Source organism: Vibrio sp. Y20_XG_PY13, assembly GCF_024181925.1.
GTDB lineage: Bacteria > Pseudomonadota > Gammaproteobacteria > Enterobacterales > Vibrionaceae > Vibrio > Vibrio parahaemolyticus.
This window is the reverse complement of sequence record NZ_JAMZAL010000005.1, coordinates 47,858-72,790: the sequence shown is the minus strand read 5'-3', so window position 1 is coordinate 72,790 and position 24,933 is coordinate 47,858. Positions and strand designations below refer to the sequence as shown.

26 protein-coding genes are annotated in these 24,933 nt (G+C 44.8%); 18 read left to right on the top strand and 8 right to left on the bottom strand.

Features of this window, described 5'->3' with window-relative positions:
* Positions 1-93: 93 nt before the first annotated feature.
* The gene (gene tsaA, locus NL646_RS13475) at positions 94-789 is read right to left on the bottom strand and encodes a tRNA (N6-threonylcarbamoyladenosine(37)-N6)-methyltransferase TrmO (RefSeq protein WP_017447760.1); all 696 of its coding nucleotides are present in this window, start codon (positions 787-789) and stop codon (positions 94-96) included.
* Positions 790-911: 122 nt separating this feature from the next.
* Here tsaA and NL646_RS13470 point away from each other — a divergent pair, with 122 nt between their 5' ends.
* The 3 genes from NL646_RS13470 to NL646_RS13460 all read left to right on the top strand — a co-directional run bounded on the left by NL646_RS13470 (position 912) and on the right by NL646_RS13460 (position 3,383).
* On the top strand, positions 912-1,172 hold the full coding sequence (locus NL646_RS13470) for a type B 50S ribosomal protein L31 (protein WP_005479047.1): 261 nt from the start codon (positions 912-914) through the stop codon (positions 1,170-1,172).
* Between the two features lie 3 nt (positions 1,173-1,175).
* Entirely contained in the window at positions 1,176-1,301 is a 126-nt protein-coding gene (ykgO, locus tag NL646_RS13465; protein WP_005380299.1) for a type B 50S ribosomal protein L36, read from the top strand.
* Positions 1,302-1,796: 495 nt separating this feature from the next.
* On the top strand, positions 1,797-3,383 hold the full coding sequence (locus tag NL646_RS13460) for an AbgT family transporter (protein WP_005484923.1): 1,587 nt from the start codon (positions 1,797-1,799) through the stop codon (positions 3,381-3,383).
* Between the two features lie 130 nt (positions 3,384-3,513).
* On the opposite strand, the gene NL646_RS13455 is transcribed toward NL646_RS13460, so the two are convergent.
* Together NL646_RS13455 and NL646_RS13450 are read right to left on the bottom strand one after the other, a co-directional pair.
* Positions 3,514-3,957: a YaiI/YqxD family protein gene (locus NL646_RS13455; RefSeq protein WP_005456606.1), complete on the bottom strand. Its 444-nt coding sequence runs from the start codon at positions 3,955-3,957 to the stop codon at positions 3,514-3,516.
* Positions 3,958-3,959: 2 nt separating this feature from the next.
* A complete protein-coding gene (locus tag NL646_RS13450; RefSeq protein WP_015297146.1) occupies positions 3,960-4,247 on the bottom strand; it encodes a hypothetical protein in 288 nt (95 codons plus the stop codon).
* Between the two features lie 895 nt (positions 4,248-5,142).
* Here NL646_RS13450 and NL646_RS13445 point away from each other — a divergent pair.
* Entirely contained in the window at positions 5,143-5,628 is a 486-nt protein-coding gene (locus NL646_RS13445; protein ID WP_021452994.1) for a GNAT family N-acetyltransferase, read from the top strand.
* Here NL646_RS13445 and NL646_RS13440 read toward each other — a convergent pair.
* Positions 5,588-5,887: a DUF3301 domain-containing protein gene (locus tag NL646_RS13440; protein WP_253664327.1), complete on the bottom strand. Its 300-nt coding sequence runs from the start codon at positions 5,885-5,887 to the stop codon at positions 5,588-5,590. The two genes, NL646_RS13445 and NL646_RS13440, sit on opposite strands and share 41 nt — an antisense overlap.
* A 13-nt stretch (positions 5,888-5,900) precedes the next feature.
* Positions 5,901-6,938, bottom strand: coding sequence for a DUF3549 family protein (locus NL646_RS13435; RefSeq protein WP_253664326.1), 1,038 nt, complete (start codon positions 6,936-6,938; stop codon positions 5,901-5,903).
* A 79-nt stretch (positions 6,939-7,017) separates the two neighbouring features.
* Here NL646_RS13435 and NL646_RS13430 point away from each other — a divergent pair, with 79 nt between their 5' ends.
* The gene (locus NL646_RS13430) at positions 7,018-7,332 is read left to right on the top strand and encodes a YqcC family protein (protein WP_017447762.1); all 315 of its coding nucleotides are present in this window, start codon (positions 7,018-7,020) and stop codon (positions 7,330-7,332) included.
* A 5-nt stretch (positions 7,333-7,337) separates the two neighbouring features.
* Positions 7,338-8,105 (top strand): tRNA pseudouridine(65) synthase TruC, encoded by a 768-nt coding sequence (truC, locus tag NL646_RS13425; RefSeq protein WP_024702393.1) that lies wholly within the window; start codon positions 7,338-7,340, stop codon positions 8,103-8,105.
* An 82-nt stretch (positions 8,106-8,187) separates the two neighbouring features.
* Here the strand turns inward: truC and NL646_RS13420 are convergent, their stop codons facing one another.
* From NL646_RS13420 to map, 3 genes are all read right to left on the bottom strand, one after another.
* On the bottom strand, positions 8,188-8,571 hold the full coding sequence (locus tag NL646_RS13420) for a DUF3461 family protein (protein ID WP_005456756.1): 384 nt from the start codon (positions 8,569-8,571) through the stop codon (positions 8,188-8,190).
* Positions 8,572-8,713: 142 nt separating this feature from the next.
* Positions 8,714-11,338, bottom strand: coding sequence for a bifunctional uridylyltransferase/uridylyl-removing protein GlnD (glnD, locus tag NL646_RS13415; protein ID WP_005479040.1), 2,625 nt, complete (start codon positions 11,336-11,338; stop codon positions 8,714-8,716).
* A 113-nt stretch (positions 11,339-11,451) separates the two neighbouring features.
* Positions 11,452-12,330 carry a type I methionyl aminopeptidase gene (map, locus tag NL646_RS13410; protein ID WP_253664325.1) on the bottom strand — a complete coding sequence of 293 codons (879 nt, stop codon included), beginning with the start codon at positions 12,328-12,330 and terminating at the stop codon, positions 11,452-11,454.
* Between the two features lie 397 nt (positions 12,331-12,727).
* Between map and rpsB the strand changes: the two genes are divergently transcribed.
* From rpsB to fabZ, 12 genes are all read left to right on the top strand, one after another.
* Complete coding sequence (gene rpsB / locus NL646_RS13405; protein ID WP_025522344.1) at positions 12,728-13,456, top strand: 30S ribosomal protein S2; 729 nt, start codon at positions 12,728-12,730, stop codon at positions 13,454-13,456.
* Between the two features lie 131 nt (positions 13,457-13,587).
* Positions 13,588-14,433 carry a translation elongation factor Ts gene (gene tsf, locus NL646_RS13400; RefSeq protein ID WP_005456729.1) on the top strand — a complete coding sequence of 282 codons (846 nt, stop codon included), beginning with the start codon at positions 13,588-13,590 and terminating at the stop codon, positions 14,431-14,433.
* Positions 14,434-14,581: 148 nt separating this feature from the next.
* Positions 14,582-15,313, top strand: a complete 732-nt coding sequence (pyrH, locus tag NL646_RS13395; RefSeq protein ID WP_005484104.1) for a UMP kinase — start codon at positions 14,582-14,584, stop codon at positions 15,311-15,313.
* Between the two features lie 96 nt (positions 15,314-15,409).
* Positions 15,410-15,967 carry a ribosome recycling factor gene (gene frr / locus NL646_RS13390; protein ID WP_005456723.1) on the top strand — a complete coding sequence of 186 codons (558 nt, stop codon included), beginning with the start codon at positions 15,410-15,412 and terminating at the stop codon, positions 15,965-15,967.
* A 96-nt stretch (positions 15,968-16,063) separates the two neighbouring features.
* On the top strand, positions 16,064-16,819 hold the full coding sequence (locus NL646_RS13385; protein ID WP_005480970.1) for an isoprenyl transferase: 756 nt from the start codon (positions 16,064-16,066) through the stop codon (positions 16,817-16,819).
* 12 nt (positions 16,820-16,831) lie between these two features.
* On the top strand, positions 16,832-17,674 hold the full coding sequence (locus NL646_RS13380; protein ID WP_005480977.1) for a phosphatidate cytidylyltransferase: 843 nt from the start codon (positions 16,832-16,834) through the stop codon (positions 17,672-17,674).
* A gap of 51 nt (positions 17,675-17,725) precedes the next feature.
* Complete coding sequence (ispC, locus tag NL646_RS13375) at positions 17,726-18,931, top strand: 1-deoxy-D-xylulose-5-phosphate reductoisomerase (protein ID WP_005456710.1); 1,206 nt, start codon at positions 17,726-17,728, stop codon at positions 18,929-18,931.
* Positions 18,931-20,289: a sigma E protease regulator RseP gene (gene rseP / locus NL646_RS13370; protein ID WP_005456697.1), complete on the top strand. Its 1,359-nt coding sequence runs from the start codon at positions 18,931-18,933 to the stop codon at positions 20,287-20,289. Before ispC ends, rseP begins: the two co-directional genes overlap by 1 nt.
* Before the next feature lie 44 nt (positions 20,290-20,333).
* Positions 20,334-22,748: an outer membrane protein assembly factor BamA gene (gene bamA / locus NL646_RS13365; protein WP_005456717.1), complete on the top strand. Its 2,415-nt coding sequence runs from the start codon at positions 20,334-20,336 to the stop codon at positions 22,746-22,748.
* A gap of 13 nt (positions 22,749-22,761) precedes the next feature.
* Entirely contained in the window at positions 22,762-23,271 is a 510-nt protein-coding gene (locus NL646_RS13360) for an OmpH family outer membrane protein (RefSeq protein ID WP_005456715.1), read from the top strand.
* Between the two features lie 6 nt (positions 23,272-23,277).
* Positions 23,278-24,309 (top strand): UDP-3-O-(3-hydroxymyristoyl)glucosamine N-acyltransferase, encoded by a 1,032-nt coding sequence (lpxD, locus tag NL646_RS13355; protein WP_005456719.1) that lies wholly within the window; start codon positions 23,278-23,280, stop codon positions 24,307-24,309.
* A 171-nt stretch (positions 24,310-24,480) separates the two neighbouring features.
* Positions 24,481-24,933, top strand: coding sequence for a 3-hydroxyacyl-ACP dehydratase FabZ (gene fabZ, locus NL646_RS13350; RefSeq protein ID WP_005456699.1), 453 nt, complete (start codon positions 24,481-24,483; stop codon positions 24,931-24,933).

The following is a 24,933-nucleotide window of genomic DNA, read 5'->3' as shown; positions in this document are numbered from 1 at the left end:
AAAGTTAGTTACTCAAGCCTGAATGGACAGGAGTATGAAGGTCCCAAGAAGGGAAAATTGTTAGCCGTCTATAATATCAGCCAATTGGCTTTGTCAAAAGCTTTCAATCGCCGTAACTGTTATTAAGTTGCTATTCACGCTGAACTTAACGTTCAGATCGAACAAATTTACCGCATATTCCTTGGTATCCGGTTTGTTCTTCTTGTATGCAGGACGTGGATCCTGCGCCAGAACTTGTTCGATCACCGATTGTACATATTGAGTATCGGATCGCTTTGCTAGCATCGCCAATGCTTGAGACGAAAAGGTGACGTTCGATTTTTCAGGCTCTTCACCAGCGTAGCCGCCAATCGCTTCAGGAATGGCATCTGAGTAAGGAATATAAGGTTTGATGTCGACAATCGGTGTGCCATCGACCAAATCAACACTGCCAAGATCAATATATATTTGATCACCTTTCTTCGTGATGCCTTTCACTTCGACTGCCGACATTCCAATGCCATTTGGTCGAAAGGTAGAGCGCGAAGCAAACACGCCAATACGCTCATTTCCACCCAAACGAGGAGGCCGTACGGTTGGTTTCCATCCTGCCTCCAAATTTTGGTCAAACAGAAACAATAACCAGACGTGAGAGAACTGTTCTAATCCGCGCACCGCTTCTGGGCTATTTGCCTCGCCTAACAGTTTTACTCGCGCTTTAGCTGCTGGAACTAGGCGCGGTTGGCGAGGGACGGCAAACTTCTCTTTGTAAGGGGTTTCAATGATGCCAATCGGCTCAATCGAATACATAGCAAATTTCTTCAAGATTCATTTAAGTGAAAAAGTATCACAAATTTCTCTTGCATTTCTTATTGGGAATGATTATTAATTAAAATGTTATAACATAACAATTTGGTTTAAAGGAAATTGAAATGAAACCAGGAATCCATCCTGACTATCGTCCAGTGGTGTTTCATGACACAAGTGTGGATGAATACTTTGTTGTCGGCTCAACATTGAAAACCGATCGCACCATTGAGTGGAAAGACGGAAAAACATACCCGTACTTCACATTGGACGTGTCGTCGTCTTCTCATCCGTTTTACACAGGTAAGCAACGAGTGGTTCAAGCGGAAGGGCGTATTGCTAACTTCAACCGTCGTTTTGGTCAATTTACTAGTGAGAAGGAATAAGTCATGAAAGTTGTGAAATCACTGAAAAGCGCGAAGAGCCGTCATCCTGACTGTCAGATAGTGAAAAGAAGAGGTCGCTTGTACGTTATTTGTAAGACAAATCCGAGGTTCAAAGCTGTACAAAAATAACAGTAGAAACGAACAACAAAGGGGTGTGTAGCTAAATTTAAGGTATTTTCGTCCATGACAACGGATGATTGCCTCAGCAGCTCTGAATGTACACACCCCACCTAATACTCGCCAAGTACCAACGTTTATTCGCTCGTGCTTGGCATGGTTTTTACTGGCACGACTTCATCGTTATTCAAGTTAAAATTGAACGTTTGCCAGACTGCTCGGCTCTTTGAGCTTACACCACACACTATCTTTGCATTCGACTTTATATAGGGATTAGGCATTCCTGCATATCTAATGGTTATAGCTTTGTTTAATTTATAATGTTGGTTAATTTGTTTTATATGGATGAAATATCTACATTTATGCAAATAACTGGTTATAAATTTGCCATTAATTTACAATTTGTAACGTTTTTGGCTTTTAATTGACTCTTTACTCAAGTACCCTTCGCTCGCTTTGTGACATTTTTTTCACAATTGCACAGGAATAAAAACAAGGAGGGAACAGATGAGTTCATCTGCTTCAATTAAACAAAACTCACCTAAGAAGCCGTTGTTTACGCGCTTTTTGGATACTGTCGAATATTTGGGGAACCTGTTGCCCCACCCGATCACACTATTTGCCATTTTCTGTTTAGCCATTTTGGTGATGTCGGGTATAGCTGGTTACTTCGAAGTATCGGTTGTCGATCCTCGTCCTGAGGGAGCAAAAGGTCGTGCTGCAGACGGCATGATTCAAGTGGTCAGCTTACTTAACGCTGACGGTCTAGAGCTTATTGTTACCAATCTAGTGAAAAACTTTGTTGGTTTCGCACCGTTAGGTACGGTATTGGTTGCGATGCTTGGTGTTGCAATTGCGGAATACTCGGGCCTACTTTCAGCAGCAATGCGTGGCCTAGTAATGGGCGCGTCACAACGTATGGTGACGGTTACGGTTGTTTTTGCTGGTATCATTTCAAACACCGCTTCTGAGCTTGGCTACGTGGTTCTTATCCCACTAGCTGCAATGCTTTTCCATTCCCTTGGTCGTCATCCTCTTGCTGGTCTTGCGGCAGCATTTGCTGGTGTATCGGGCGGTTACTCAGCAAACCTTCTAATTGGTACAGTTGACCCACTGCTTTCAGGTATTACTGAGACAGCAGCTCAAATGATTGACCCGACTTACACTGTTGGACCAGAAGTAAACTGGTACTTCATGTTTGTGTCGACGTTCTTCATCGCGGGTATGGGGGCATTCGTTACAGAGAAAATCGTTGAGCCGAAACTTGGCAAGTACAACGAAGAAGAAGCGGCTGAAGATTTGTCTAACGACAAAATGGGCAACCTAACTGACCTTGAGAAGAAAGGTCTGAAAGTTGCTGGTCTTGCTGTGTTGGTTGTGTCTGCTTTGTTGGCTTGGACGATTGTTCCAGAAGACGGCATCCTACGTTCAGACGCTGGCACTGTTGCAGGATCCCCATTCCTGAAAAGTATCGTAGCTTTCATCTTCGTATTCTTTGCTATCCCTGGCTTTGTATACGGTAAAGTCGTTGGCACGATGAAAACTGACCGTGATGTTATCGATGCGATGTCTAAATCAATGTCTTCGATGGGCATGTACATCGTGTTGGTGTTCTTCGCTGCGCAGTTTGTTGCTTTCTTTAAGTGGACGAACTTTGGCCAAGTATTTGCCGTTGCAGGTGCTGACTTCCTGCAAAGTATCGGTCTGACTGGCCCTATGTTGTTCTTCGCATTCATTCTGATGTGTGGCTTCATTAACCTGATGATCGGTTCTGCATCGGCGCAGTGGGCCGTGACAGCTCCTATCTTCGTGCCAATGCTAATGCTAGTGGGTTATGCTCCAGAAACCATTCAAGCGGCTTACCGTATCGGTGATTCAACCACGAACATCATCACACCGATGATGAGCTACTTTGGTTTGATTTTGGCGGTAGCGACTCGCTACATGAAGAATCTAGGTATCGGTACGCTGATCGCGACCATGCTGCCTTACTCAATCTGCTTTATCGTAGGTTGGAGTCTGCTGTTCTACCTATGGGTATTCGTATTTGGTCTACCAGTCGGCCCGGGCGCTGCAACGTATTACACACCGTAATACTTAGGGCACCTCACACAGCTCCAAAAAAAGCCTGCGATATTCGCAGGCTTTTTTGCATGTTTGAAGTACGAACTCTGTTGAGTCTTATTTCATTGATGGATCATTTCAATACTTGAAAGAAAGGCCTTTATCGCTTCGCGAGGATTCTATCCAGATGGTTTGCAAACTCGCGGCGTTCGGTTTGCGAAAGTGCCGCAGGCCCGCCAGTTTGAATACCGCTTGAGCGCATGGTTTCCATAAAGTCACGAATATTAAGACGCGCTTTGATGGTGTCTTTGGTGTAAAGCTCGCCACGAGAGCTCAACGCTAGAGCGCCTTTAGTGATGACTTCATCGGCAAGTGGGATATCGGATGTGATGACCAAATCATTTGGCTCCACACGACGAACAATTTCGTTGTCAGCAATATCAAAACCTGCAGGGACTTGAAGTGAGTGAATGTTGGCTCTTTTTGGCACTGGTACAACGTGATTGGCGACAAAGGTGCACTCTACGCCGGTTCGTTCTGCGGCACGCACGATGGTCTCACGGATCACTTTAGGACAAGCGTCTGCATCTACCCATAACTTCATTCTTATTTCTCACCCAGTTTTGCTTCTAGCTCTTCAATACGAGCGGTTAATTTTGCGACTGTGTTTTCAAGTGCCGTTAGGCGATCTTCTTCTTTCGATAGTGGCGCAGTGACTTCTACTTTTGGGACATGATTCGCGCTCTTCCAGCTTTTGATAACAGTAATGAGTGCAGGCATTGGGACTGGTGTCTTCATACGTGCTTTCACTAGTGCAACCGTTGGCTCTTTCCCTTCTCGTTGCAGCTGCTCCATCACAGCTTCCAGCTCTTTCGTGACGTCTTGAGTTAACATTTTCAATCCTTAATAACGATATAGTTGTCATCATACTTTGAGAGGTGGGATTTAGCGAATAGCAATTTCGGTAGTGGGTTGTGAGAGATCTCTTACATAGCGTGTAAGAGAAAACGATTTCGTCATCAGTTTTAAAGAAAAGTCTCCATGTAAGCTTTTGATAAATAATGATTTAACATGTTATTAACCGTTGCGAATAAAAAAAATTGTTTTAGGGTAGATTGTGAAAGCTAAGGAAAAGCGTAAATTTAACCTTGTCAGCAGGAAGCAGACACGGAACAGGAAAGCACCAAGGATTTGGTTATCGTCAGGAAGACGATTTGGTTAATCAGGATGATTGATCAAGCATGGAGCGCAGGACATTGTAAGGAAGCAATCATCAATAGGATGTTGATGACTAAGGATAGGCAATGGACCCCTCATAGGATTGAGGTTATGGACAGCATCAGGAAGATGCAAGGGACACCGCTCAAGGAACAAGTGATGTGCGCTAACGGGGAATGTTAGCTATCAGGATGATAAGGACACCGCTAGGACGGCGACGTAAGGACTGAGCTGACGGAATCAGCCACTATTATGGATGATGCATGGAGCACTATTTAGTAGCCGGACTGCTGCGAGTAAGACCATGACCCCGATACATTCGTGTCGGGGTCTTTCTTATTTTCGATGGTAAAACCGTCAATGTCACAAAATTTATAAAATCCTAATAACACTTAATAAAAAACAATCCAGATCAATATCCTTTCCAATCAGTTGGTTTAACTTTCGGCTTCTCTACAAGGCGTTATCTCCCGCAGTCACTTGGCAGGCTCAGCTTCGCTTAGCTTGTGATATGCGGATTAATTAAGTTTGCTGTAATCAAGGAACAGATGTGGCCATAGTAACCAGAAGAATGCTTCTTCTACCCTACAATGAGTCGTTGCAACTAGAATTCGTTATGCTTAATTGCTGTGCGAAAAACCGTGCCGAAATGAATGGTCCTCATACAGTAGCCTCTGCCAAACAATTGTTTGAGAAAATACTGGATGACGAAAATATTTATAGTATGGCGGTACTTGAGAGTACGAGCCGTGACTATATGGGGCATGTATTCATTTCCCATCTCGATTCCGAACCCGAATTAGGTTTTATTTTTGATAAGGCGTATTGGGGTAAAGGGTTAGCGACAGAAGCGCTAAAAGCGTTTTTCCCTAAAGCGTGCCGCGAATTGGAACTACATAAGGTGAAAGCGAATGTAAACAGCAATCACCAAGCATCAATGGCGGTATTGGAAAAACTGGGATTTGTTAAAACAAGAGAAAGTAAGGACTTATTCGGCCCTTACTTTGAAATGGAATTTACAAGCGATGTGGCGGTAGGTGAAAGCTCTGCGGCTTGAATCCAACCATTGTCAATTGGCCTTGATAGCAGTCATCGCCAAGAGATGAAAACTCAAATTGATACACTGTATGCCAACGCCAGACTCCGTCTGGCGTTTTCAGTTTGTGTGCTCCAAAAGCGATGCTAACGAGCTGAAGATCCAATTGCTCGCATTTTCGTGAGATGGCAACTTTGGCTAACTCAGATTGACGTCGTTGTTGCCAAAATAGAAAACAGAAAAAGCACAGTCCAAGTATTGCCAGTAGATCTCCTATCATCCTTAATCCTTTCTTATCCCTTTGTGGCTTGCTGCAATTTGATGAGTGCAGTGGCTAGCTCTTCCGATGGGCTAGAGTGCAGCAAAGGTAGCAATACCATTCTTAGCTCTGGCAGCATAACTAAATCGGCAACTAATTGATTGAACAGGGTTTGATTGCCTGTTTGTGCGAGTCGCAGCAAAAATTGTTCAGCGATTTTTGCATCAGAAAGAAGATGCCATGCTCGTCCCGCAATACCGATCAGTACTTCTTGGTGACTTAAACGAGGGCTTTGCAAAATCGCTTCTAGTACTGGTAAAGAGACTTCAGTTGGAGCGCCTGCTAACGCGCGAGTTAATGCCGATAGCAAGAACAAATCTGGTTCTGCGCTGTGAATCTCTTGCTGCGCTTTTTCTGCGATACGCTGCGCTAGTCGTTCTTGTAAGTCGACATGCTCAAGAGCACCAAGCAGTGCGTATAGAGGCTCGTTAGGTAAATGATTGAGAGCTTTACGCAGAGTGACCGCATTTTGCTCTTTACCAAGGCGTGCGGCGATATCGGTGATTCCTTGCAGGCCAACCGTCTGCCAGTTTTCCCAGCCTAGACCGCCTGTGAAGTAGTGCTGTGTATGTTCGTAATATTGGCTGGTGGGTAGATCCAAATTTGCACGAACTTGGCTGTGGAATACCGCCATTTTGTCTTCAGAAGGTTTGAACGTGTATGGATTATTGGAGAGTTTTTGTTGTTGCTCTTCAGACATCTCTTCGCTTAGACGAGTGCCCATGGCTTCAACTACGTATTTAATGAAGTTGCCAATATCAGATTGCTTGAGCAAGCCGCGCTCATCCAGTTCAAACTTTAAAAACCAAATCCAAGGTTGTTTTTGTTCATTCCAATAAGCAATTGCTAAATGTGCTTTACGCTGCATTGGGTATGGGTAAGGGCACTGACCTTTTTCAACATCGGCGAACAATTGTGAATCGATCGTTTTGATGCGTCGACCAAGGTCGAAGATTTGATATTCACAATGACTGTTTTTCAGTAACTGGGTGAGGGTTTGAATGTTTTCCATTAAATACGACGTCCTAACGTTCTTTTGACAAGAAATGGTATCATTCTCGGCTAATTCAAGGTTCGAGATGTAAAAGTTAATGACTACAAGCACAAAACTGGTGGAATTACTGTACCAACTTGAAGCACAACTTCAAAAGCACGAGCTATGGCAACAAACCATGCCGTCGCCAGAAGCGTTGAAAAGTGTGGAGCCTTTCGCGATAGATACGCTTGATCCACATGAATGGTTGCAGTGGATTTTTATTGCTCGAATGCACGCTTTAGTAGAAAGTAGCCAACCTTTGCCAAGAGGTTTCTCTATTGAACCTTATTTTGCAGAAGCGTGGAAGCAAGAGCCGCAGTACGCAGAGCTTTTGAACACGATTCGAACTATCGACGAACTATGTAAGTAACTTCAATGTCAGAACAAGAAACATCACAAACCGTGGCTCCAGTAGAGTTGGAGATTGTTTATCAAGATGAGTATTTTGTTGCGGTGAACAAGCCCGCCGGCATGTTGGTTCATCGCAGTTGGCTAGATAAACACGAAACTCAGTTTGTCATGCAGACTCTGCGAGACCAAATTGGTCAGCATGTCTTTCCGTTGCATCGCTTGGATCGTCCGACTTCTGGCGTTTTGGTGTTTGCGCTCTCCAGTGAAGTGGCTTCTCAAGTGATGCCAATGTTTGCTGAGCACAAAATGGAAAAGACTTATCACGCGATTGTCCGTGGCTGGATTGAGGAAGAGGGTGTTTTAGATTACGCGTTAAAAGTCGAACTAGACAAAATTGCAGATAAGTTCGCCTCACAAGAGAAAGAAGCTCAAGAGGCCGTAACCGCATACAAACCACTGGCGAAAGTGGAAGTGCCTTATTCGACGGGCAAGTTCCCAACAACGCGCTACTGTTTGATGGAAATGAAGCCCAAGACTGGTCGCAAGCACCAATTGCGTCGTCACATGGCCCACCTACGTCACCCAATTGTGGGGGACACATCGCACGGTGATGGTAAACACAACAAATTGTTCCGTAACGAATTTGATTCACACCGCTTGCTGTTACATGCTTCGGAGCTGCGTTTTGTGCATCCGTTTACAAATGAAGAGCTGGTGATGAAAGCGAGTATCGACGATACGTGGCAGCAATTGTTTACTCGATTTGAGTGGGACGTAGAGCTCGTTAAGTAAAGAAGCTGTGCTCTAGCGAAGAGAAATAGAAAAGGGTTGGCATGTTTGCCAACCCTTTTTGCTGTTTACTGATTCTCAAAGGCTATTTGAGTTTTTCTAGATCCGCTTCGATCTCGGCGATCTTGCTAGAAACGACTTTTTCTAAATGGCGAAGATCAGAAAGAATCTTTTGTTTTACATCCAATTCAGACACTTTCGCTGGTTTTGTGATCTTGTTGAGTTCGTCGATAACCAAAGTAAGGTTACGGTTGATTTCCGTTACTTCCTTGTATTTATGACTACCGCTATCAACTAAGACATTTTTTACTTGGCGTGGGTATTTGAATTTGACGCTTTTGGCAAAGAACTCGCCTTTTTGCTTATGGAAGTAGATTTTGAGCACGTCTTTATGTGCTTCTTGACGTAGGGAATAACGTTCAATCTGCTTGGGATCATGAATACCCAAACCAGTGAGGTGGGGATACATAGGCTACCTCTATTACATCTAATTGATATTGATATAACTGTAGCAGCCTATGTATGAGCTAGATAGCTGATATTTAGCCAAATTGCTCAACTTGTGGACAAGATCGCCCTCACTCTGAACCGGATGTTTTGGCAGTTTCGAATTAGGCAGTGACGGCGTCAGATAACTTCTCGATCAGTTTGTCTCTCAATTCATTTTGCTGTTCTTCGCTGAGTCTACCGCCAGCTTCGCTAGTGAGAATAAATAAGTCCTCTGCTCGTTCGCCGATGGTCGTGATCTTTGCGCCGTGGAGGTTGATATTCAAATCGGCAAAAGTACGTCCGACTTTGGCTAGTAGTCCCGGAGTATCGAGTGCTACAAACTCCATCAAGGTGTGTTTCTTCCCTTTTGTTGGTAAGAAATCGACTTTGGTTTTCACATTGAAGTGTTGAAGTTTATTTGGGGTGCGGCGCGTTTTAATCTTCGTCGGACGACCCGCTTCCAGTACGTGAGTGAGGTGTTTAATCACGGCAGCATGGCGAGATTCGTCAATGGCTTCTCCATGTTGGTCGAGCACCATGAAGGTATCAATCACGTGGCCGTCTTTGCTGGTCATGATTTGTGCGTCATGAACGTTAAAGTTACGACGGTCGAGCTCCGCCACCACGGTAGCAAACAATGCTGGTTGATCTTTGGTGTAAACGAACACTTCTGTTCCACCGCGCGTAGCCTTTTTGCTGATAAGTACCAGTGGCTTGTTTGGATCATCCATACGCAGCAAATGCGCACAATGCCAAGCGATTTGAGTGTGAGTATGGCGCAAGAAATAGTCGGCTTTGAATCGTTGCCACAACACTTCGATTTGGCGCGCTGAAAACCCTTCTTTGCGCAGCAACGCGGAAGCCATTTGTTGGTTATGGCGAATACGTTCACGTACATCAACCGGATTTTCTAATCCGCGACGCAGTGCGCGTTGCGTTGAGTAGAAGAGCTCGGCAAGCAGCGTGCGTTTCCAAGCATTCCACAGCTCTGGATTGGTTGCGCAAATATCCGCAACCGTGAGACACACTAAATACTCAAGAGATTCTTCGTCACGAACTTGTTTCGCAAACTCTGTAATGACGTCAGGATCGTAAATATCGCGTCGTTGTGCGGTGACTGACATGAGAAGGTGATGCCTCACCAGCCAGCCCACTAACTTAGCTTCTGGCTTCGACAGCCCGTGTTCAATACAGAAATCGTACGCTTCACCTTCACCAATCACTGAGTGATCACCACCGCGACCTTTACCAATATCATGGAAGATTGCTGCAATGATCAGCAGTTCTTTCTTTTGCATGCGAGGGTATATGTCGCAACAAATCGGATGCTTCGCATGGTTGTCTGGATTGTTAAAGGTATTGATGTGTTTGAGTAGGCGGATGCTGTGCTCGTCAACCGTGTAGGCGTGGAACAGGTCGAATTGCATCTGACCAACAATCTGGCTCCATTGCGGTAAATATGCGGCCATTACCCCAAGTCTATGCATCAAACTGAACGCTTTATGAAGTGCATTTGGGTGTCGACATAACGCTAAGAATTTTTCACGAGCCGCTGGAATCGTGTGTAAAAACTTGTTTAAGCGGCGACGTGCAGTACGCAGTTGGCGCAGGGTTGGAGGGCTTACCCCCTCAATGGTTGAGTCGTTCGCGATATGCAAAAACATATCAAGAATAGTTTCAGGTCTGGCTTGGAATAGCGCGGGTTTTCTGGCTTCGATTAACGATCCACGGCGTTGAAAATCTGCATCCAAAATTTCTGCGTTTTCAGTCGCGCCCCCGTTGATGATGGCTTGATCAAACAGTTTGAGCAGCATTTTGTTTAATTCTGCGACGCGACGAAGTGTGCGATAAAACTCTTTCATCATCATCTCGACGCCGCGATTGCCTTCACCAACATAACCGAGGTTTTCGGCCACTTGTGCTTGATGTGCGAAGGTCAAACGGTTGTCGTATCGGCGAAGTTCAATGTGCAGCGCAAAGCGGACACGCCACAAGAAGTCCTGACACTCCACCAGTTCGCGGTATTCCGCATCGGTAAGAAAGCCGTAACGGCTCATCTCTAGCAGAGATGTGGCGCCAAAGTGACGGCGCGCTACCCAGCTCAAAGTGTGAATATCGCGAAGACCTCCTGGGGTCGATTTGATGTCGGGCTCTAAGTTATAGGTCGTATCGTGGTAGCGAGCATGACGTTCACGTTGTTCTTGGATTTTTGCGCGGTAGAAGGTTTCGCTCGGCCAGAAAGAGTCGGATAGCACGACCTTTTTTAGAGCTTGGAATGTGTCTTCGCTGCCACAAAGCAGACGTGCTTCTTGTAGGTTAGTGGCAACCGTTAGATCGTCACGACCGATTTGTGCACATTCATTGACAGTGCGAACCGCATGGCCAACTTCCAGTTTTAAGTCCCATAGTAAGGTAATAAATTCACTGATTTTCGCTTCTAACGCAGTCGGCAGTTTGTTGTTAGAAAGAACAAGAATGTCTATGTCGGACAACGGATGCAGTTCACCGCGACCATATCCGCCCACGGCCACTAATGAGATGTTGTAAATGTCATTAAAACCGAAGTATTGCCATAAACGCGTCAGCAATAAGTCCATGTACTCTGCGCGAGCCAATACTAAGCTGGTCACAGGGTGATGGTTAAGAAACTCTTGTTTTTGGGTTGAGCTGAATTTTTCTAACTCTTGTTTTAGTTCGCCGATATTGATTTGTTCGTCGGAAAACGTAAGAGGGGACTGAAGTGGCATATTTGCTATCCGTGCAAGCTAAAAGTAAAGATCTACAAACCTTTCTAATTTAACAAATCTCGCGGAGATAAAAAATATCCCCGCATGAGCGGGGATATTGAAGTCATTCTTGGTTACGCATTTTTCATTAGGCGAGGAATCGTATCATCGCTGCGTAGCGTTAATACTTCACAACCATCTTTGGTTACCACGATAGTGTGTTCCCATTGCGCTGAGTTTTTGCCGTCACCTGTGTATACAGTCCAGTCGTCTTGTGCGTCAACAGTACAACCGAACTTACCTGCGTTGATCATTGGTTCAATAGTGAAACACATGCCTTCTTTAAGTACGCGGCGGTCTTTGTTCTTGTAGTGAACCACTTGTGGTTCTTCGTGGAACTCATCACCGATACCGTGACCACAGAAGTCTTTAACAATAGAGAACTTATTGCGAGGGTTGTTCTTATTGTTTTCTTTGATGTATTTCTCGATAGCTGTACCGATATCACCAACAGTTGAACCAGGTTTAACGCTACGCATACCGACATAAAGAGCTTCTTGAGCAACCATGCATAGACGTTTGTTTGCTGGTGAAACATCACCGACTAGGAACATTTTAGATGTGTCACCGTGGTAGCCTTGAGGGCGTACGCTTAGGTCTGCGTTCTCATTGTTCGGGATGATCACCGTGATATCAACGTTAAGAATGTCGCCATCTTTTAGTACCGCCGGCTTCATTTGGCCGTTGCTACCAATCTCGTCTTTTTCAGCAGGAATACCGTGACAAACAATATGGTTGATAGACGTACAAATCGACTTAGGGAAACCATGGTAATCAAGCGGTGCAGAGTATGCGCCTTTTTCTAGAGCGTATTCATGACAGATTTTGTTCAGTTCGTCTGTCGTAACTCCCACCTGAATATGTGGTTCGATCATTTCTAGAATTTCTGCGGCCAGCTTGCCCGCAATGCGCATGCGTTCGATTTCTTCAGCAGTTTTAATCTTGATTGACATTGGCTTTCTCTACTTATTCGTAAGCACGTAAACGTGCGAATGGCCGCATTCTATCAGACATCTGGCGGTTAACCCAAGCCAGTTAAGAATATGAGTCATTCTTACTTGAAGTGTAGTAATAGAATCTGGCCGAGAGTAGGGTAGCATTCCTGCTAATGTGACAAGTATAAGAAACAATTTTTACTAGCCATCTTGAGCTAAAATATGATATAAAGCGCGCCGGAATAGAGGACTGTTCTCTTCGCTCTGCAAAAGCTAAGCGGCGAAGCAAGCTTCATCCGATTAACCTTTTTATCTTTAAATCACACACATTCCGTCACATGTTCCGGGGTGCTGAGCAGAAGCTTGGTCGGAATTATGGGGGATGTGGAGGCCTAACCCCATAGAGGATTTTAAAATGGCAACTGTATCAATGCGCGATATGCTGAAAGCTGGTGTTCACTTCGGTCACCAAACTCGTTACTGGAACCCAAAAATGAAGCCATTCATCTTTGGTGCTCGTAACCGCGTTCACATCATCAACCTAGAAAAAACTGTACCAATGTTCAACGAAGCTCTAGCTGAACTAGCTAAAGTTGGCGAGAAAAAAGGTAAAGTTCTATTCGTAGGTACTAAGCGCGCTGCATCTGAAGCTGTTAAAGAAGCTGCAATCGCTAGCAACCAGTTCTACGTGAACAACCGTTGGTTGGGCGGTATGCTAACGAACTACAAAACTGTTCGTCAGTCAATCAAGCGTCTAAAAGAACTTGAGACTCAATCTCAAGACGGTACTTTCGACAAACTAACTAAGAAAGAAGCTCTAATGCGCACTCGTGAAATGGAGAAGCTAGAGAAATCTCTTGGTGGTATCAAAGACATGGGCGGCCTACCAGACGCTCTATTCGTAATCGACGCTGATCACGAACACATTGCAATCAAAGAAGCTAACAACCTAGGTATTCCAGTATACGCTGTGGTAGATACTAACTCTAACCCAGACGGCGTTGACTACATCATCCCAGGTAACGACGACGCGATCCGCGCAGTTCAACTATACCTAAACGCTGCTGCATCTGCAGTAACTGAAGGTCGCAACAAAGACGTTGCAGTAGTTGCTGAAAAAGACGGCTTCGTAGAAGCTGAATAATAGCGGCTCTGTGTCACACTTAGTTTATGTGAAACCTTGTTGTAGCATAGACTGAGTTATAGTTAGCATCGGGGGCCGACAATGTAGGCCCCTGTTTTTTACCTTATTTCGAATCAAACGAGGAATAGAGAATGGCAACTGTAACTGCTGCTCTAGTTAAAGAACTTCGCGAGCGCACTGGCGCTGGCATGATGGAATGTAAGAAAGCGCTTGTAGAAGCAAACGCTGACATCGAACTAGCAATTGAAAACATGCGTAAATCTGGCGCAGCGAAAGCAGCTAAGAAAGCTGGTAACGTTGCAGCTGAAGGTGCGATCATCATCAAAGAAGAAAACGGTTCAGCTGTTCTTCTTGAAGTTAACTGCCAAACTGACTTCGTTGCTAAAGACGGTAACTTCACTGCGTTTGCACAAGAAGTTGCAGCTGCAGCGCTAGCTTCAAAAGCTACAGTTGAAGAACTACAAGCGCAATTCGAAGAAGCTCGCGTTGCTCTAGTTGCTAAAATCGGCGAGAACATCAACATCCGTCGCGTACAATACGTTGAAGGTACTGCAATCGCTTCTTACCGTCACGGTGAGAAAATCGGTGTAGTTGTTGCTGGTGAAGGCGACGCTGAAACTCTTAAGCACGTAGCAATGCACGTTGCTGCTTCTAAGCCAGAGTACGTAAACCCAGAAGACGTACCAGCTGACGTAGTTGCTAAAGAGAAAGAAGTTCAAGTTGAAATCGCTATGAACGAAGGCAAGCCAGCTGAGATCGCTGAGAAGATGGTTGTTGGCCGCATGAAGAAATTCACAGGCGAAATCTCTCTAACTGGTCAAGCATTCATCATGGAACCTAAGAAAACTGTAGGTGAAATGCTGAAAGAAAAAGGTGCTTCAGTTGCTACATTCGTTCGCCTAGAAGTTGGTGAAGGTATCGAGAAAGCAGAAGGCCTAAGCTTCGCTGAAGAAGTAGCACTAGCTCAAAAAGGTTAATCCTTAGAGACTTGTGCAAAGATTAGACCGTGGCCTTGGCTGCGGTCTTTTTATGAGCAGTAGACGATTAGCCGTGATGAATAACCATAAGCAAGCTTGTGATTATTCATGACTGTTAATCAACAACTCTCTTTGGAAGGTAAACTCCATGACTACGAACCCTAAACCAGCGTATCAACGTATTCTATTAAAACTGAGTGGTGAAGCTCTTCAAGGTGAAGACGGTTTTGGTATTGATCCTGCGATCCTTGATCGTATGGCACAAGAAGTTAAAGAACTTGTTGAACTGGGTGTTCAGGTTGGTGTAGTTATCGGTGGCGGTAACCTGTTCCGTGGCGCTGGTCTTGCAGAAGCTGGTATGAACCGTGTAGTGGGTGACCACATGGGTATGCTTGCTACAGTAATGAACGGCCTTGCGATGCGTGACGCTCTTCACCGTGCATACGTAAATGCGCGCGTAATGTCTGCAATTCCTCTTAAAGGCGTATGTGACGACTACAATTGGGCTGATGCAATTCGCGAACTTCGTCAAGGCCGCGTTGTAATCTTCTCAGCAGGTACTGGTAACCCATTCTTCACAACAGACTCTGCTGCGTGTCTACGTGGTATCGAAATCGAAGCTGACGTAGTTCTAAAAGCAACGAAAGTTGATGGCGTATTTACTGCTGACCCAGTAGCAAACCCAGACGCAGAGCTGTATGATAAGCTATCTTACGCAGAAGTTCTGGATAAAGAGCTTAAAGTAATGGATTTGGCTGCGTTCACACTTGCTCGTGACCACAAAATGCCTATCCGCGTATTTAACATGAACAAGCCAGGCGCACTACGTCGCGTGGTGATGGGCGAAGCAGAAGGCACGCTGATCAACTCTGACGCATAATTCTAATACGCCATCCAAGCAACGTTGGATGGCGTTTCGCTTTGCTCAACCCTTTTAAGCTTTCTTCAAGAAAGATGACATTTTTAAGGTGAAACCGTGATTAACGAAATCAAAAAAGACGCGCAAGAGCGCATGGACAAAAGCGTTGAAGCGCTAAAGAACAACCTTTCTAAAGTTCGTACTGGTCGTGCACACCCAAGCCTACTATCTGGTATCTCTGTTGAGTACTACGGTGCTGCTACTCCTCTTAACCAAGTAGCGAACGTTGTAGCTGAAGACGCACGTACACTAGCAATCACAGTTTTCGACAAAGAACTAACTCAAAAAGTTGAAAAAGCGATCATGATGTCTGACCTTGGTCTAAACCCAATGTCTGCTGGTACTATCATTCGCGTTCCACTTCCACCGCTAACAGAAGAGCGTCGTAAAGACCTAGTTAAGATCGTTCGTGGTGAAGCTGAAGGTGGTCGTGTTGCAGTACGTAACATCCGTCGTGACGCAAACAACGATCTAAAAGCGCTTCTAAAAGATAAAGAAATCTCTGAAGACGAAGATCGTAAAGCACAAGAAGAGATCCAAAAACTGACTGACGTAGCAGTTAAGAAGATCGACGAAGTTCTTGCTGCAAAAGAAAAAGAGTTGATGGAAGTTTAATACTCCCACCTACATCACTGTTGGAAAACGCTGTGCTCACAGTGCAGCGTTTTTTTGTGTTAATCTATCCAACTGATGGAACTCAATTAACTCCCTATGCAAAATTCTCAAGCCTTCTCTGACTCCCTCCCTAAGCATATTGCCATCATCATGGACGGTAATGGTCGCTGGGCTAAGTCCAAAGGAAAACCTCGCGTATTTGGCCATAAAAAAGGCGTTAATGCCGTTCGTAAGACCGTTGCTGCGGCTTCCAAACTTGGCATTAAAGCGATGACATTATTTGCTTTTAGTAGCGAAAACTGGCGTCGTCCGGAGGAAGAAGTTGGTCTTTTGATGGAACTGTTCATCACAGTCCTGTCTAGTGAAGTAAAAAAGCTACATAAAAACAACTTACAGTTACGTGTTATTGGTGACACAAGCCGCTTTAGTGAGCGCCTACAAAAGAAAATTGTAGAAGCGGAAAATCTAACGGCAAGCAACACCGGTATGGTGATTAACATTGCGGCCAATTATGGTGGTAAATGGGACATCACAGAAGCGGCTAAAGCACTAGCGCTTAAAGCTCGTAACGGTGAAATTCGTGTAGAAGATATTAATGAGCAGTTAATCACTGAGCATTTGACCATGGCAGACCTACCAGAGGTGGATCTTTTGATCCGTACTAGTGGCGAATGCCGCATCAGCAACTTCATGCTGTGGCAAATGGCTTATGCTGAAATGTACTTTACGCCAGAGTTTTGGCCAGAGTTTGACGAAGACAGCTTAGTTGAAGCTGTGACGTGGTTTATTAACCGTGAGCGTCGTTTTGGCTGTACTGGTGAACAAGTAAAGGCATTGATGACGGCTCAATAAGGACTAATTAGTTTGAAACAGAGAATAATAACAGCACTAATTTTAGCTCCCCTGGTTATTTTAGGTATTTTTAAGTTACCCCTAATGGGCTTTATTATCGCGTTGACGGCGATAACACTGTTAGGTTTTTGGGAGTGGACACAATTTACAGAAAGCAATTCTCGCATTGCTGCACTAATTCCGGCAGCCGTTGTTACCGGACTTAGTTTTCTCTTTATCTCACCTGACGCACATAGCTTAAACCATTTAAGTACACCTCATTATGTTGTGTTAGGGCTTGGTTTTGTGTGGTGGATTATTGCGAGCTTGATGGCAATTACTTACCCGAAAACCACAAAATCTTGGCAAGGCAATCTTGTTTTACGACATGTTTTTGGTTTTCTGACATTACTCCCTTTTCTTTGGAGTGTAATCATTCTAAGAGCCTCAGACATTTCGGTAGATCCATACCACGGTGCAAAGCTCGTAATGTACGTTTGCTTCTTGGTATGGGCTGCAGACAGCGGTGCTTACTTCGCTGGTAAAAGTTTAGGCAAGCGCAAGATGGCACCACATGTTAGCCCCAACAAAACGATTGAAGGTCTTATTGGCGGTATCATCGCGGCACTGATTGTTGGCTGGTTGTTCGCCGATTGGTTCAATATCCAGTTCACGAGCCCAATTCATATGATCATCATTACGTTGATCACGGTCGTGATTTCTGTATTAGGTGATTTAGTCGAAAGCATGTTTAAGCGTGTTTCTGGCATCAAAGACAGCAGTAACATCATTCCAGGCCACGGTGGCGTATTAGATCGCATTGATAGCCTGACTGCTGCATTTCCAGTCTTTGCTCTTCTATACTACGTATTCTAATTTATCGGGAGCGGCTTCATCGCTCCTGAATTTTTCTAACGGTCTTACATCATGCAAAAGTTAACGATTCTTGGTGCAACAGGCTCAATAGGTGCAAGCACCTTAAAAGTGGTTGAACAAAACCCAGAGCTGTTTTCTGTGGTCGCACTGGCTGCTGGCACTAACGTTGAAAAGATGGTGGCACTTTGTCGCCAATGGCAGCCTAAATTCGCGGTAATGGCGGATAAGGCTGCGGCTGTTGCTCTGCAATCAGAAATCCACACCATTTCACCAAATACAGAAGTGTTAGGTGGTGTTGATGCACTTTGTCATGTGGCTTCATTAGAAGAAGTAGATAGCGTAATGGCAGCCATCGTTGGTGCAGCGGGTTTGTTGCCAACCATGGCGGCCGTTAAAGCGGGCAAGCGCGTATTGCTGGCGAATAAAGAAGCGCTTGTCATGTCTGGGCAGTTGTTTATTGATGCCGTTGAACAATACGGGGCAGAGTTGCTGCCAGTAGACAGTGAACATAATGCTATTTTCCAGTGCCTACCACAGCAAGTTCAAACCAATCTTGGCCGCTGTAACTTAGATGAGCATGGCATTTCTAGTATTCTGTTAACCGGATCTGGCGGTCCATTCCGTTACGCTGACATTGCCGATCTCGACAGCGTAACGCCAGCACAGGCAATCGCGCACCCTAACTGGTCTATGGGGCCAAAGATTTCGGTCGATTCTGCGACTATGATGAATAAAGGTCTTGAGTACATTGAAGCAAAATGGCTATTCAATGCGGCTCGTGACCAGTTAAAAGTGATTATTCACCCGCAATCCGTAATCCATTCAATGGTTCAGTATCGTGATGGTTCGGTACTGGCGCAAATGGGGGAGCCAGATATGGCAACACCAATTGCGCTGACAATGTCTTATCCTTCTCGTGTTGATGCCGGTGTAAAACCGCTAGACTTTACTCAAGTAGGTGAATTGACATTCTTGCAACCAGACTTTGCTCGTTATCCTTGTTTGAAGCTTGCGATTGACGCGTGTTACGAAGGGCAACATGCGACTACTGCTCTAAATGCAGCCAATGAAGTTGCTGTTGATGCGTTTCTAAATAATCGCCTTGGTTTTACAGACATAGCTCGCATCAATGAATTGGTTTTGCATAAAATCACCGCAAGCTGCAAACCTGAGAATGCGAATAGCTTGGAAAGCTTGCTAGAGCTAGATAGAATGTCTCGAACTATCGCCCTAGAAATTATACGCGAGCGTAGCTAATGACTGGTATTTTGTGGAATCTTGTTTCTTTTATCGTTGCACTGGGCATTCTCGTTGCCGTGCACGAGTTTGGGCACTTTTGGGTTGCTCGTCGTTGTGGCGTGAAGGTTGAAAGATTTTCCATCGGTTTTGGTAAGTCTATTTGGCGAAAAGTTGGTCAAGACGGAACCGAATACACTATCTCAATGATTCCTCTTGGTGGATACGTCAAAATGGTAGATAGCCGTGTTGACGATGTGCCAGAAAGTGAAAAACATTTAGCCTTTGATCAAAAGCCGCTTTGGAAACGAACGTCTATTGTTGCAGCTGGCCCTATCTTTAATTTCTTATTTGCTATTTTTGCTTATTGGTTGGTTTTCCTGATTGGTGTACCAGCGGTAAAACCCGTAATTGGTGAAGTTACGCCCAATTCGATTGTTGCTGAGGCAGGAATTGAATCTGGAATGGAACTAAAAGCAGTATCAGGCATCAAAACTCCGGATTGGGAATCAGTTAATATGGGATTAATTTCTCATATTGGTGATGACGCTATGACGCTAACACTGACGTCAGACTCAGAAGTTGGCGCTGAAGTGACGAAAACGCTGGACCTTCGTGACTGGAAATTTGATCCAGAAACCGAATCTGCGATGCATTCACTTGGCTTTGCTCCTTATACACCAGAAATCTATCGTGTTATTAAGCAAGTTTCTGAAGATGGTGCAGCCGCGAAAGCAGGTGTGCTTCCAGAAGATGAAATCATCGCGATTGGTGGTGAGCCTATCAATGACTGGAAACAAGTCGTAGATGCTGTACGCTCAAATCCAAATACTCCAATCGAGTTGACGGTATTACGCCGAGGCATTGAGCAATCACTAACATTAACACCAGACAGTCGTGAGCTGGCTAACAAACAAGTGGTTGGCTTCGCAGGTATCGCACCTGAAGTCGCAGAATGGCCAGAAAGTTATCGCTTCGAGCTGCAGTTTGGTGTATTCGAATCAATTGGTAAAGCGGTTGATAAGACAGGCCAAGTGATTGGTTTGACCGTCAGCATGTTGAAAAAACTGATTGTTGGTGATGTCGGTCTTAACAATCTGAGCGGCCCAATTTCGATTGCAAAAGGTGCGGGTGCGACGGCGGACTACGGTCTAGTTTACTTTTTAGGTTTTCTCGCTCTAATTAGTGTTAACCTAGGTATTATTAACCTCGTTCCGTTACCTATGTTGGATGGTGGTCATTTATTGTTCTTCGCAATTGAAGCCGTTATCCGACGCCCAGTCCCAGAAAAAGTACAGGAAATGGGCTTTAGAATTGGTGGTGCAATCATCTTCTCGCTCATGGCGTTAGCGCTATTTAATGATTTTACTCGTCTGTGATAGTTCAGAGACAAAAGCAGTAGCAAGGAATAATTAAAACAAGTATGGCGATTAAGCGAATTCTGTTTGCAAGTTTACTGGCGACCAGTGTATCTGCAAACGGAGCAGAGAACTTCGTAGTTCAAGATATTGAAATCGATGGATTGCAGCGTGTAGCACTTGGTGCGGCGTTGCTAAAAATGCCTGTACGTGTCGGTGATACCATTGACCAAGGCGATGTTGCAGAGATTATCCGCGCACTGTACGCATCTGGTAACTTCGAAGATGTAAAAGTGCTGCGTGATGGTGGCGTGTTGATGGTTCAAGTGAAAGAGCGTCCAACTATCGCAAGCATCTCATTCTCAGGCAACAAAGCGATCAAGGACGAGCAGCTACAAGAAAACCTGAATGCATCTGGCGTTCGTGAAGGTGAAGCGCTTGACCGTACTACGCTAAGTAACATCGAAAAAGGCTTGGAAGATTTTTACTACAGTGTTGGTAAGTACAACGCAACAGTGAAAGCGGTTGTGACTCCATTGCCACGTAACCGTTCTGACTTGAAATTTGTCTTCACGGAAGGCGTGTCGGCAAAAATTCAGCAAATCAACTTTATCGGTAATGAAGTCTTTTCGGATGAAGAACTTCTTTCTCGTTTCAACTTGAACGTTGATGTGCCTTGGTGGAATTTCCTCGCGGACGAAAAATACCAAAAGCAAGTGCTTGCTGGTGATATCGAAGCGCTGAAGTCATTCTATCTTGACCGCGGCTACCTGAAATTTAACGTTGATTCTACACAAGTTGCGATCTCTCCTGACAAGAAAGGGGTATACATTACTCTTGGCTTGGAAGAGGGCGAAGTGTACACCGTTAAAGATGTAAAATTCCGCGGTGACCTGATTGGTGAAGAAGCGACCTTCGAACGACTCGTTCCATTCGAAGACAATGAAACGTACAACGGTTCTCTTGTGACTTCGATGGAAGAAGGCATCAAGCGTGTGCTTGGTGAATCTGGCTACGCTTACCCTCAAGTAAACACCATCCCTGAATTTGACGATGAAAACAAACAAGTCTCCTTGGTTGTGAATGTTGATCCAGGTAATCGAATTTACGTTCGCGACATTCGTTTTACTGGTAATAACTCAACGAAAGATGAAGTGTTGCGTCGTGAAATGCGCCAAATGGAAGGCAGCTGGCTAAACTCCAAGTCGATTGAAACTGGTAAGACACGTCTTAACCGTCTTGGCTATTTTGAAAACGTAGAAGTACAAACGGTTCGCGTACCAGGTAGTGATGATCAAGTTGATCTGGTTTACTCGGTTAAAGAAGCGAACTCAGGCAGCGTAAACTTTGGTGTTGGCTACGGTACAGAATCGGGCGTCAGCTTCCAAGTTGGTCTGCAACAAGACAACTTCTTAGGTAGTGGTAACCGTGTTGGTATCAACGCGATGATGAACGACTATCAAAAGAACGTGAGCTTAGACTACCGCGACCCATACTGGAACCTTGATGGTGTAAGCTTGGGCGGTAAGATTTTCTACGATGAATTTGAAGCATCGGAAGCGGGTATCGTTGACTATACCAACCAAAGTTATGGTGCAAGTTTGACATGGGGTTTCCCATTTGATGAACTGAACCGTTTTGAATTCGGCGTTGGTTATACCCACAACAAGATCGGTAACTTGTCACCTTACTTGCAGGTAGAGCAATTCTTGCAAGCTCAAGCAGACAATATCGACTCAAGCGGTGCGTTAAACACCAACGACTTTGATTTCAATATCTCTTGGACTCGTAACAACCTGAACCGCGGTTATTTCCCGACAGCGGGTAACCACCAACGTGCATTCTACAAGATGACCGTACCTGGCTCTGACGTTCAATACTTCAAAATGCAGTACGATGTGCGTCAGTACGTGCCTTTGACTAAGAAGCATGAGTTCACGCTCTTGTTCCGTGGTCGCTTAGGTTATGGTAACGGTTACGGTCAGACGGATGGCAACGATAACTTGTTCCCATTCTACGAAAACTATTACGCAGGTGGCTTTACGACACTACGTGGCTTCGGCTCTAACAGCGTAGGTCCGAAAGCGGTTTATCGTGATTACTCTGGCTCGAACAATGGTGCTGATACTGCTACAGACGATTCTGTTGGTGGTAACGCAGTAGCGCTAGCAAGTATCGAGCTTATTGTTCCTACACCATTTGCGTCGGACGAAGTTCGCAACCAAATTCGAACCAGTATTTTCTTCGATATGGCAAGTATTTGGGATACCGAGTTTGACTATCGCGACTCTGGTGCAGAATATGGTGACCGTTACTACTACGATTACTCAGATCCAACCAACTACCGTTCATCTTATGGTGCGGCGTTGCAGTGGATGTCTCCAATGGGGCCTCTAGTCTTCTCACTAGCGAAACCAATTAAGAAATTTGATGGCGATGATGAAGAGTTCTTCACATTCACTATCGGTAGAACTTTCTAAAGAGGAAAATATTTTGAATAAAATGATCAAAGCGGCTGGGATTGGCCTTCTTGTACTGAGCTCTTCAATGTTTGCAAACGCAGCCGAAGCTGCACAGAAAATCGCTTACGTAAACACTGCTCAAGTTTTCCAAGCTCTTCCTCAACGTGAAGTCGTTCTACAAAAAATGCAGAAAGACTTTAAGAGCAAAGCTGATGAGCTGAAATCAATTCAAGCGCAAGCTAAAACCAAGATTGAAAAACTACAACGTGATGGTGAGCTTCTAGGTCAGGAAGAAATTGAGAAATTGCGTATCGACATCGCTAAGCTAGACAGCGAATACAAAGTAAAAGCTCAAGCTCTAGAGAAAGCAAGCGCTCGTCGTGAAGCAGAAGAGAAAGCGAAGCTATTCAAAACAATCCAAGATGCTGTGAAGAAAGTAGCAGACAAAAAAGGTTACGACCTAGTTATTGATATTTCTGCACTGCAATACGGCAAACCAGAATACAATATCTCAGAAGACGTAATTAAAGCTCTAAAATAAGAAGTTATGAAAAAATTGACATTAGCCGAGTTGGCGACAATTACCGGGGGTGAGCTATTTGGTGACGAGTCACTCGTCGTTGGCCGTGTAGCTCCAATGGATAAAGCGCAAGAAGGTGACGTGACTTTCTTGTCTAACCCAAAATACGCAAAGCATCTATCTGAATGTAAAGCAACAGTGGTGATGGTGAAGGCAGAGCATAAGGACCAGTGTGCTGGTAATGCACTCGTCGTTGCTGACCCTTATGTTGCATTCGCTCGTGTTGTTCAGGCTATGGATACCACACCAAAACCTGCTGAAGACATTGCACCGAGTGCAGTGATTGCATCCGATGTGAAGATGGGTGAAAACGTTGCAGTTGGCGCAAACGCGGTTATTGAAACGGGGGTTGAACTGGGTGATAACGTTGTTATCGGCGCAGGTTGCTTTATCGGTAAAAACGCGAAGCTGGGGAACAACACCAAGCTTTGGGCTAATGTGACAATTTATCATGAAGTATCATTAGGCGATGACTGTCTGGTTCAATCTGGCACAGTCATTGGCTCTGACGGTTTTGGTTATGCGAACGATAAAGGCGAGTGGATTAAAATCCCTCAGCTTGGTTCTGTGCGCATTGGTAACCGCGTCGAGATTGGTGCATGTACTACGATTGACCGTGGTGCACTTGAAGATACCATTATTGAAGATAATGTGATTCTTGATAACCAACTTCAAATCGCACATAACGTGCAGATCGGATATGGTACCGTGATGCCAGGTGGTACTATTGTCGCCGGCAGTACTAAAATTGGTAAGTACTGTCAGATCGGCGGCGCGTCGGTTCTAAATGGCCACATCACTATCGCAGATGGTGTTGCCATCACCGGTATGGGCATGGTAATGCGCAGTATCGAAGAAAAGGGTCTTTATTCATCAGGTATCCCATTACAGACGAACAGAGAATGGCGCAAGACGGCAACTCGTGTTCACCGTATTGACGAGATGAACAAACGCTTGAAAGCTGTTGAAAAACAGCTGGAGCAGAAAGAAGAATCTTAGTTCCATATTCTGAACAAAGACTCGCGAAATGCGGGTCTTTTTCTTCTATAATGACGCGCTATTAGTAGATTTATTATCAAGCTGGTATACACTTTGCAGGCATTTCCCAGTTTGCGGCCTTTGCCGCTGCCTTGCCATCTTGGTTAAGAGAATTGATATAGGAAGACGACTTTGACTACTGAAAAGAAAACGATGAACATCTCTGAAATTCAAGAGCTACTACCTCATCGCTACCCATTCTTATTGATCGACCGAGTGATTGACTTCCAAGAAGCGAAGTACCTTCACGCAATTAAAAATGTGTCGGTTAACGAACCTCAGTTCACAGGTCACTTTCCTCAACTACCAGTATTCCCAGGTGTGTTGATTCTGGAAGCTATGGCTCAGGCTACTGGCCTACTAGCATTTAAATCATTTGGTGCACCGACAGAAAACGAGTTGTACTACTTTGCGAGTGTAGACGGCGCGAAATTCCGTAAACCTGTGGTTCCTGGTGACCAAATGGTTATTGAAGTTGAATTTCTAAAAGAGCGTCGTGGCATTGCTGCATTTAGCGGTGTAGCAAAAGTTGACGGCGAAGTAGTGTGTTCAGCAGAGCTGAAGTGTGCTCGTCGAGAGTTTTAA

Bases quoted from the DNA above. Each gene is read 5' to 3' on its own strand.
- tsaA (WP_017447760.1), bottom strand. From the start codon at position 789: ATGTATTCGATTGAGCCGATTGGCATCATTGAAACCCCTTACAAAGAG.
- NL646_RS13470 (WP_005479047.1), top strand. From the start codon at position 912: ATGAAACCAGGAATCCATCCTGACTATCGTCCAGTGGTGTTTCATGAC.
- ykgO (WP_005380299.1), top strand. From the start codon at position 1,176: ATGAAAGTTGTGAAATCACTGAAAAGCGCGAAGAGCCGTCATCCTGAC.
- NL646_RS13460 (WP_005484923.1), top strand. From the start codon at position 1,797: ATGAGTTCATCTGCTTCAATTAAACAAAACTCACCTAAGAAGCCGTTG.
- NL646_RS13455 (WP_005456606.1), bottom strand. From the start codon at position 3,957: ATGAAGTTATGGGTAGATGCAGACGCTTGTCCTAAAGTGATCCGTGAG.
- NL646_RS13450 (WP_015297146.1), bottom strand. From the start codon at position 4,247: ATGTTAACTCAAGACGTCACGAAAGAGCTGGAAGCTGTGATGGAGCAG.
- NL646_RS13445 (WP_021452994.1), top strand. From the start codon at position 5,143: ATGCTTCTTCTACCCTACAATGAGTCGTTGCAACTAGAATTCGTTATG.
- NL646_RS13440 (WP_253664327.1), bottom strand. From the start codon at position 5,887: ATGATAGGAGATCTACTGGCAATACTTGGACTGTGCTTTTTCTGTTTT.
- NL646_RS13435 (WP_253664326.1), bottom strand. From the start codon at position 6,938: ATGGAAAACATTCAAACCCTCACCCAGTTACTGAAAAACAGTCATTGT.
- NL646_RS13430 (WP_017447762.1), top strand. From the start codon at position 7,018: ATGACTACAAGCACAAAACTGGTGGAATTACTGTACCAACTTGAAGCA.
- truC (WP_024702393.1), top strand. From the start codon at position 7,338: ATGTCAGAACAAGAAACATCACAAACCGTGGCTCCAGTAGAGTTGGAG.
- NL646_RS13420 (WP_005456756.1), bottom strand. From the start codon at position 8,571: ATGTATCCCCACCTCACTGGTTTGGGTATTCATGATCCCAAGCAGATT.
- glnD (WP_005479040.1), bottom strand. From the start codon at position 11,338: ATGCCACTTCAGTCCCCTCTTACGTTTTCCGACGAACAAATCAATATC.
- map (WP_253664325.1), bottom strand. From the start codon at position 12,330: ATGTCAATCAAGATTAAAACTGCTGAAGAAATCGAACGCATGCGCATT.
- rpsB (WP_025522344.1), top strand. From the start codon at position 12,728: ATGGCAACTGTATCAATGCGCGATATGCTGAAAGCTGGTGTTCACTTC.
- tsf (WP_005456729.1), top strand. From the start codon at position 13,588: ATGGCAACTGTAACTGCTGCTCTAGTTAAAGAACTTCGCGAGCGCACT.
- pyrH (WP_005484104.1), top strand. From the start codon at position 14,582: ATGACTACGAACCCTAAACCAGCGTATCAACGTATTCTATTAAAACTG.
- NL646_RS13385 (WP_005480970.1), top strand. From the start codon at position 16,064: ATGCAAAATTCTCAAGCCTTCTCTGACTCCCTCCCTAAGCATATTGCC.
- ispC (WP_005456710.1), top strand. From the start codon at position 17,726: ATGCAAAAGTTAACGATTCTTGGTGCAACAGGCTCAATAGGTGCAAGC.
- rseP (WP_005456697.1), top strand. From the start codon at position 18,931: ATGACTGGTATTTTGTGGAATCTTGTTTCTTTTATCGTTGCACTGGGC.
- bamA (WP_005456717.1), top strand. From the start codon at position 20,334: ATGGCGATTAAGCGAATTCTGTTTGCAAGTTTACTGGCGACCAGTGTA.
- lpxD (WP_005456719.1), top strand. From the start codon at position 23,278: ATGAAAAAATTGACATTAGCCGAGTTGGCGACAATTACCGGGGGTGAG.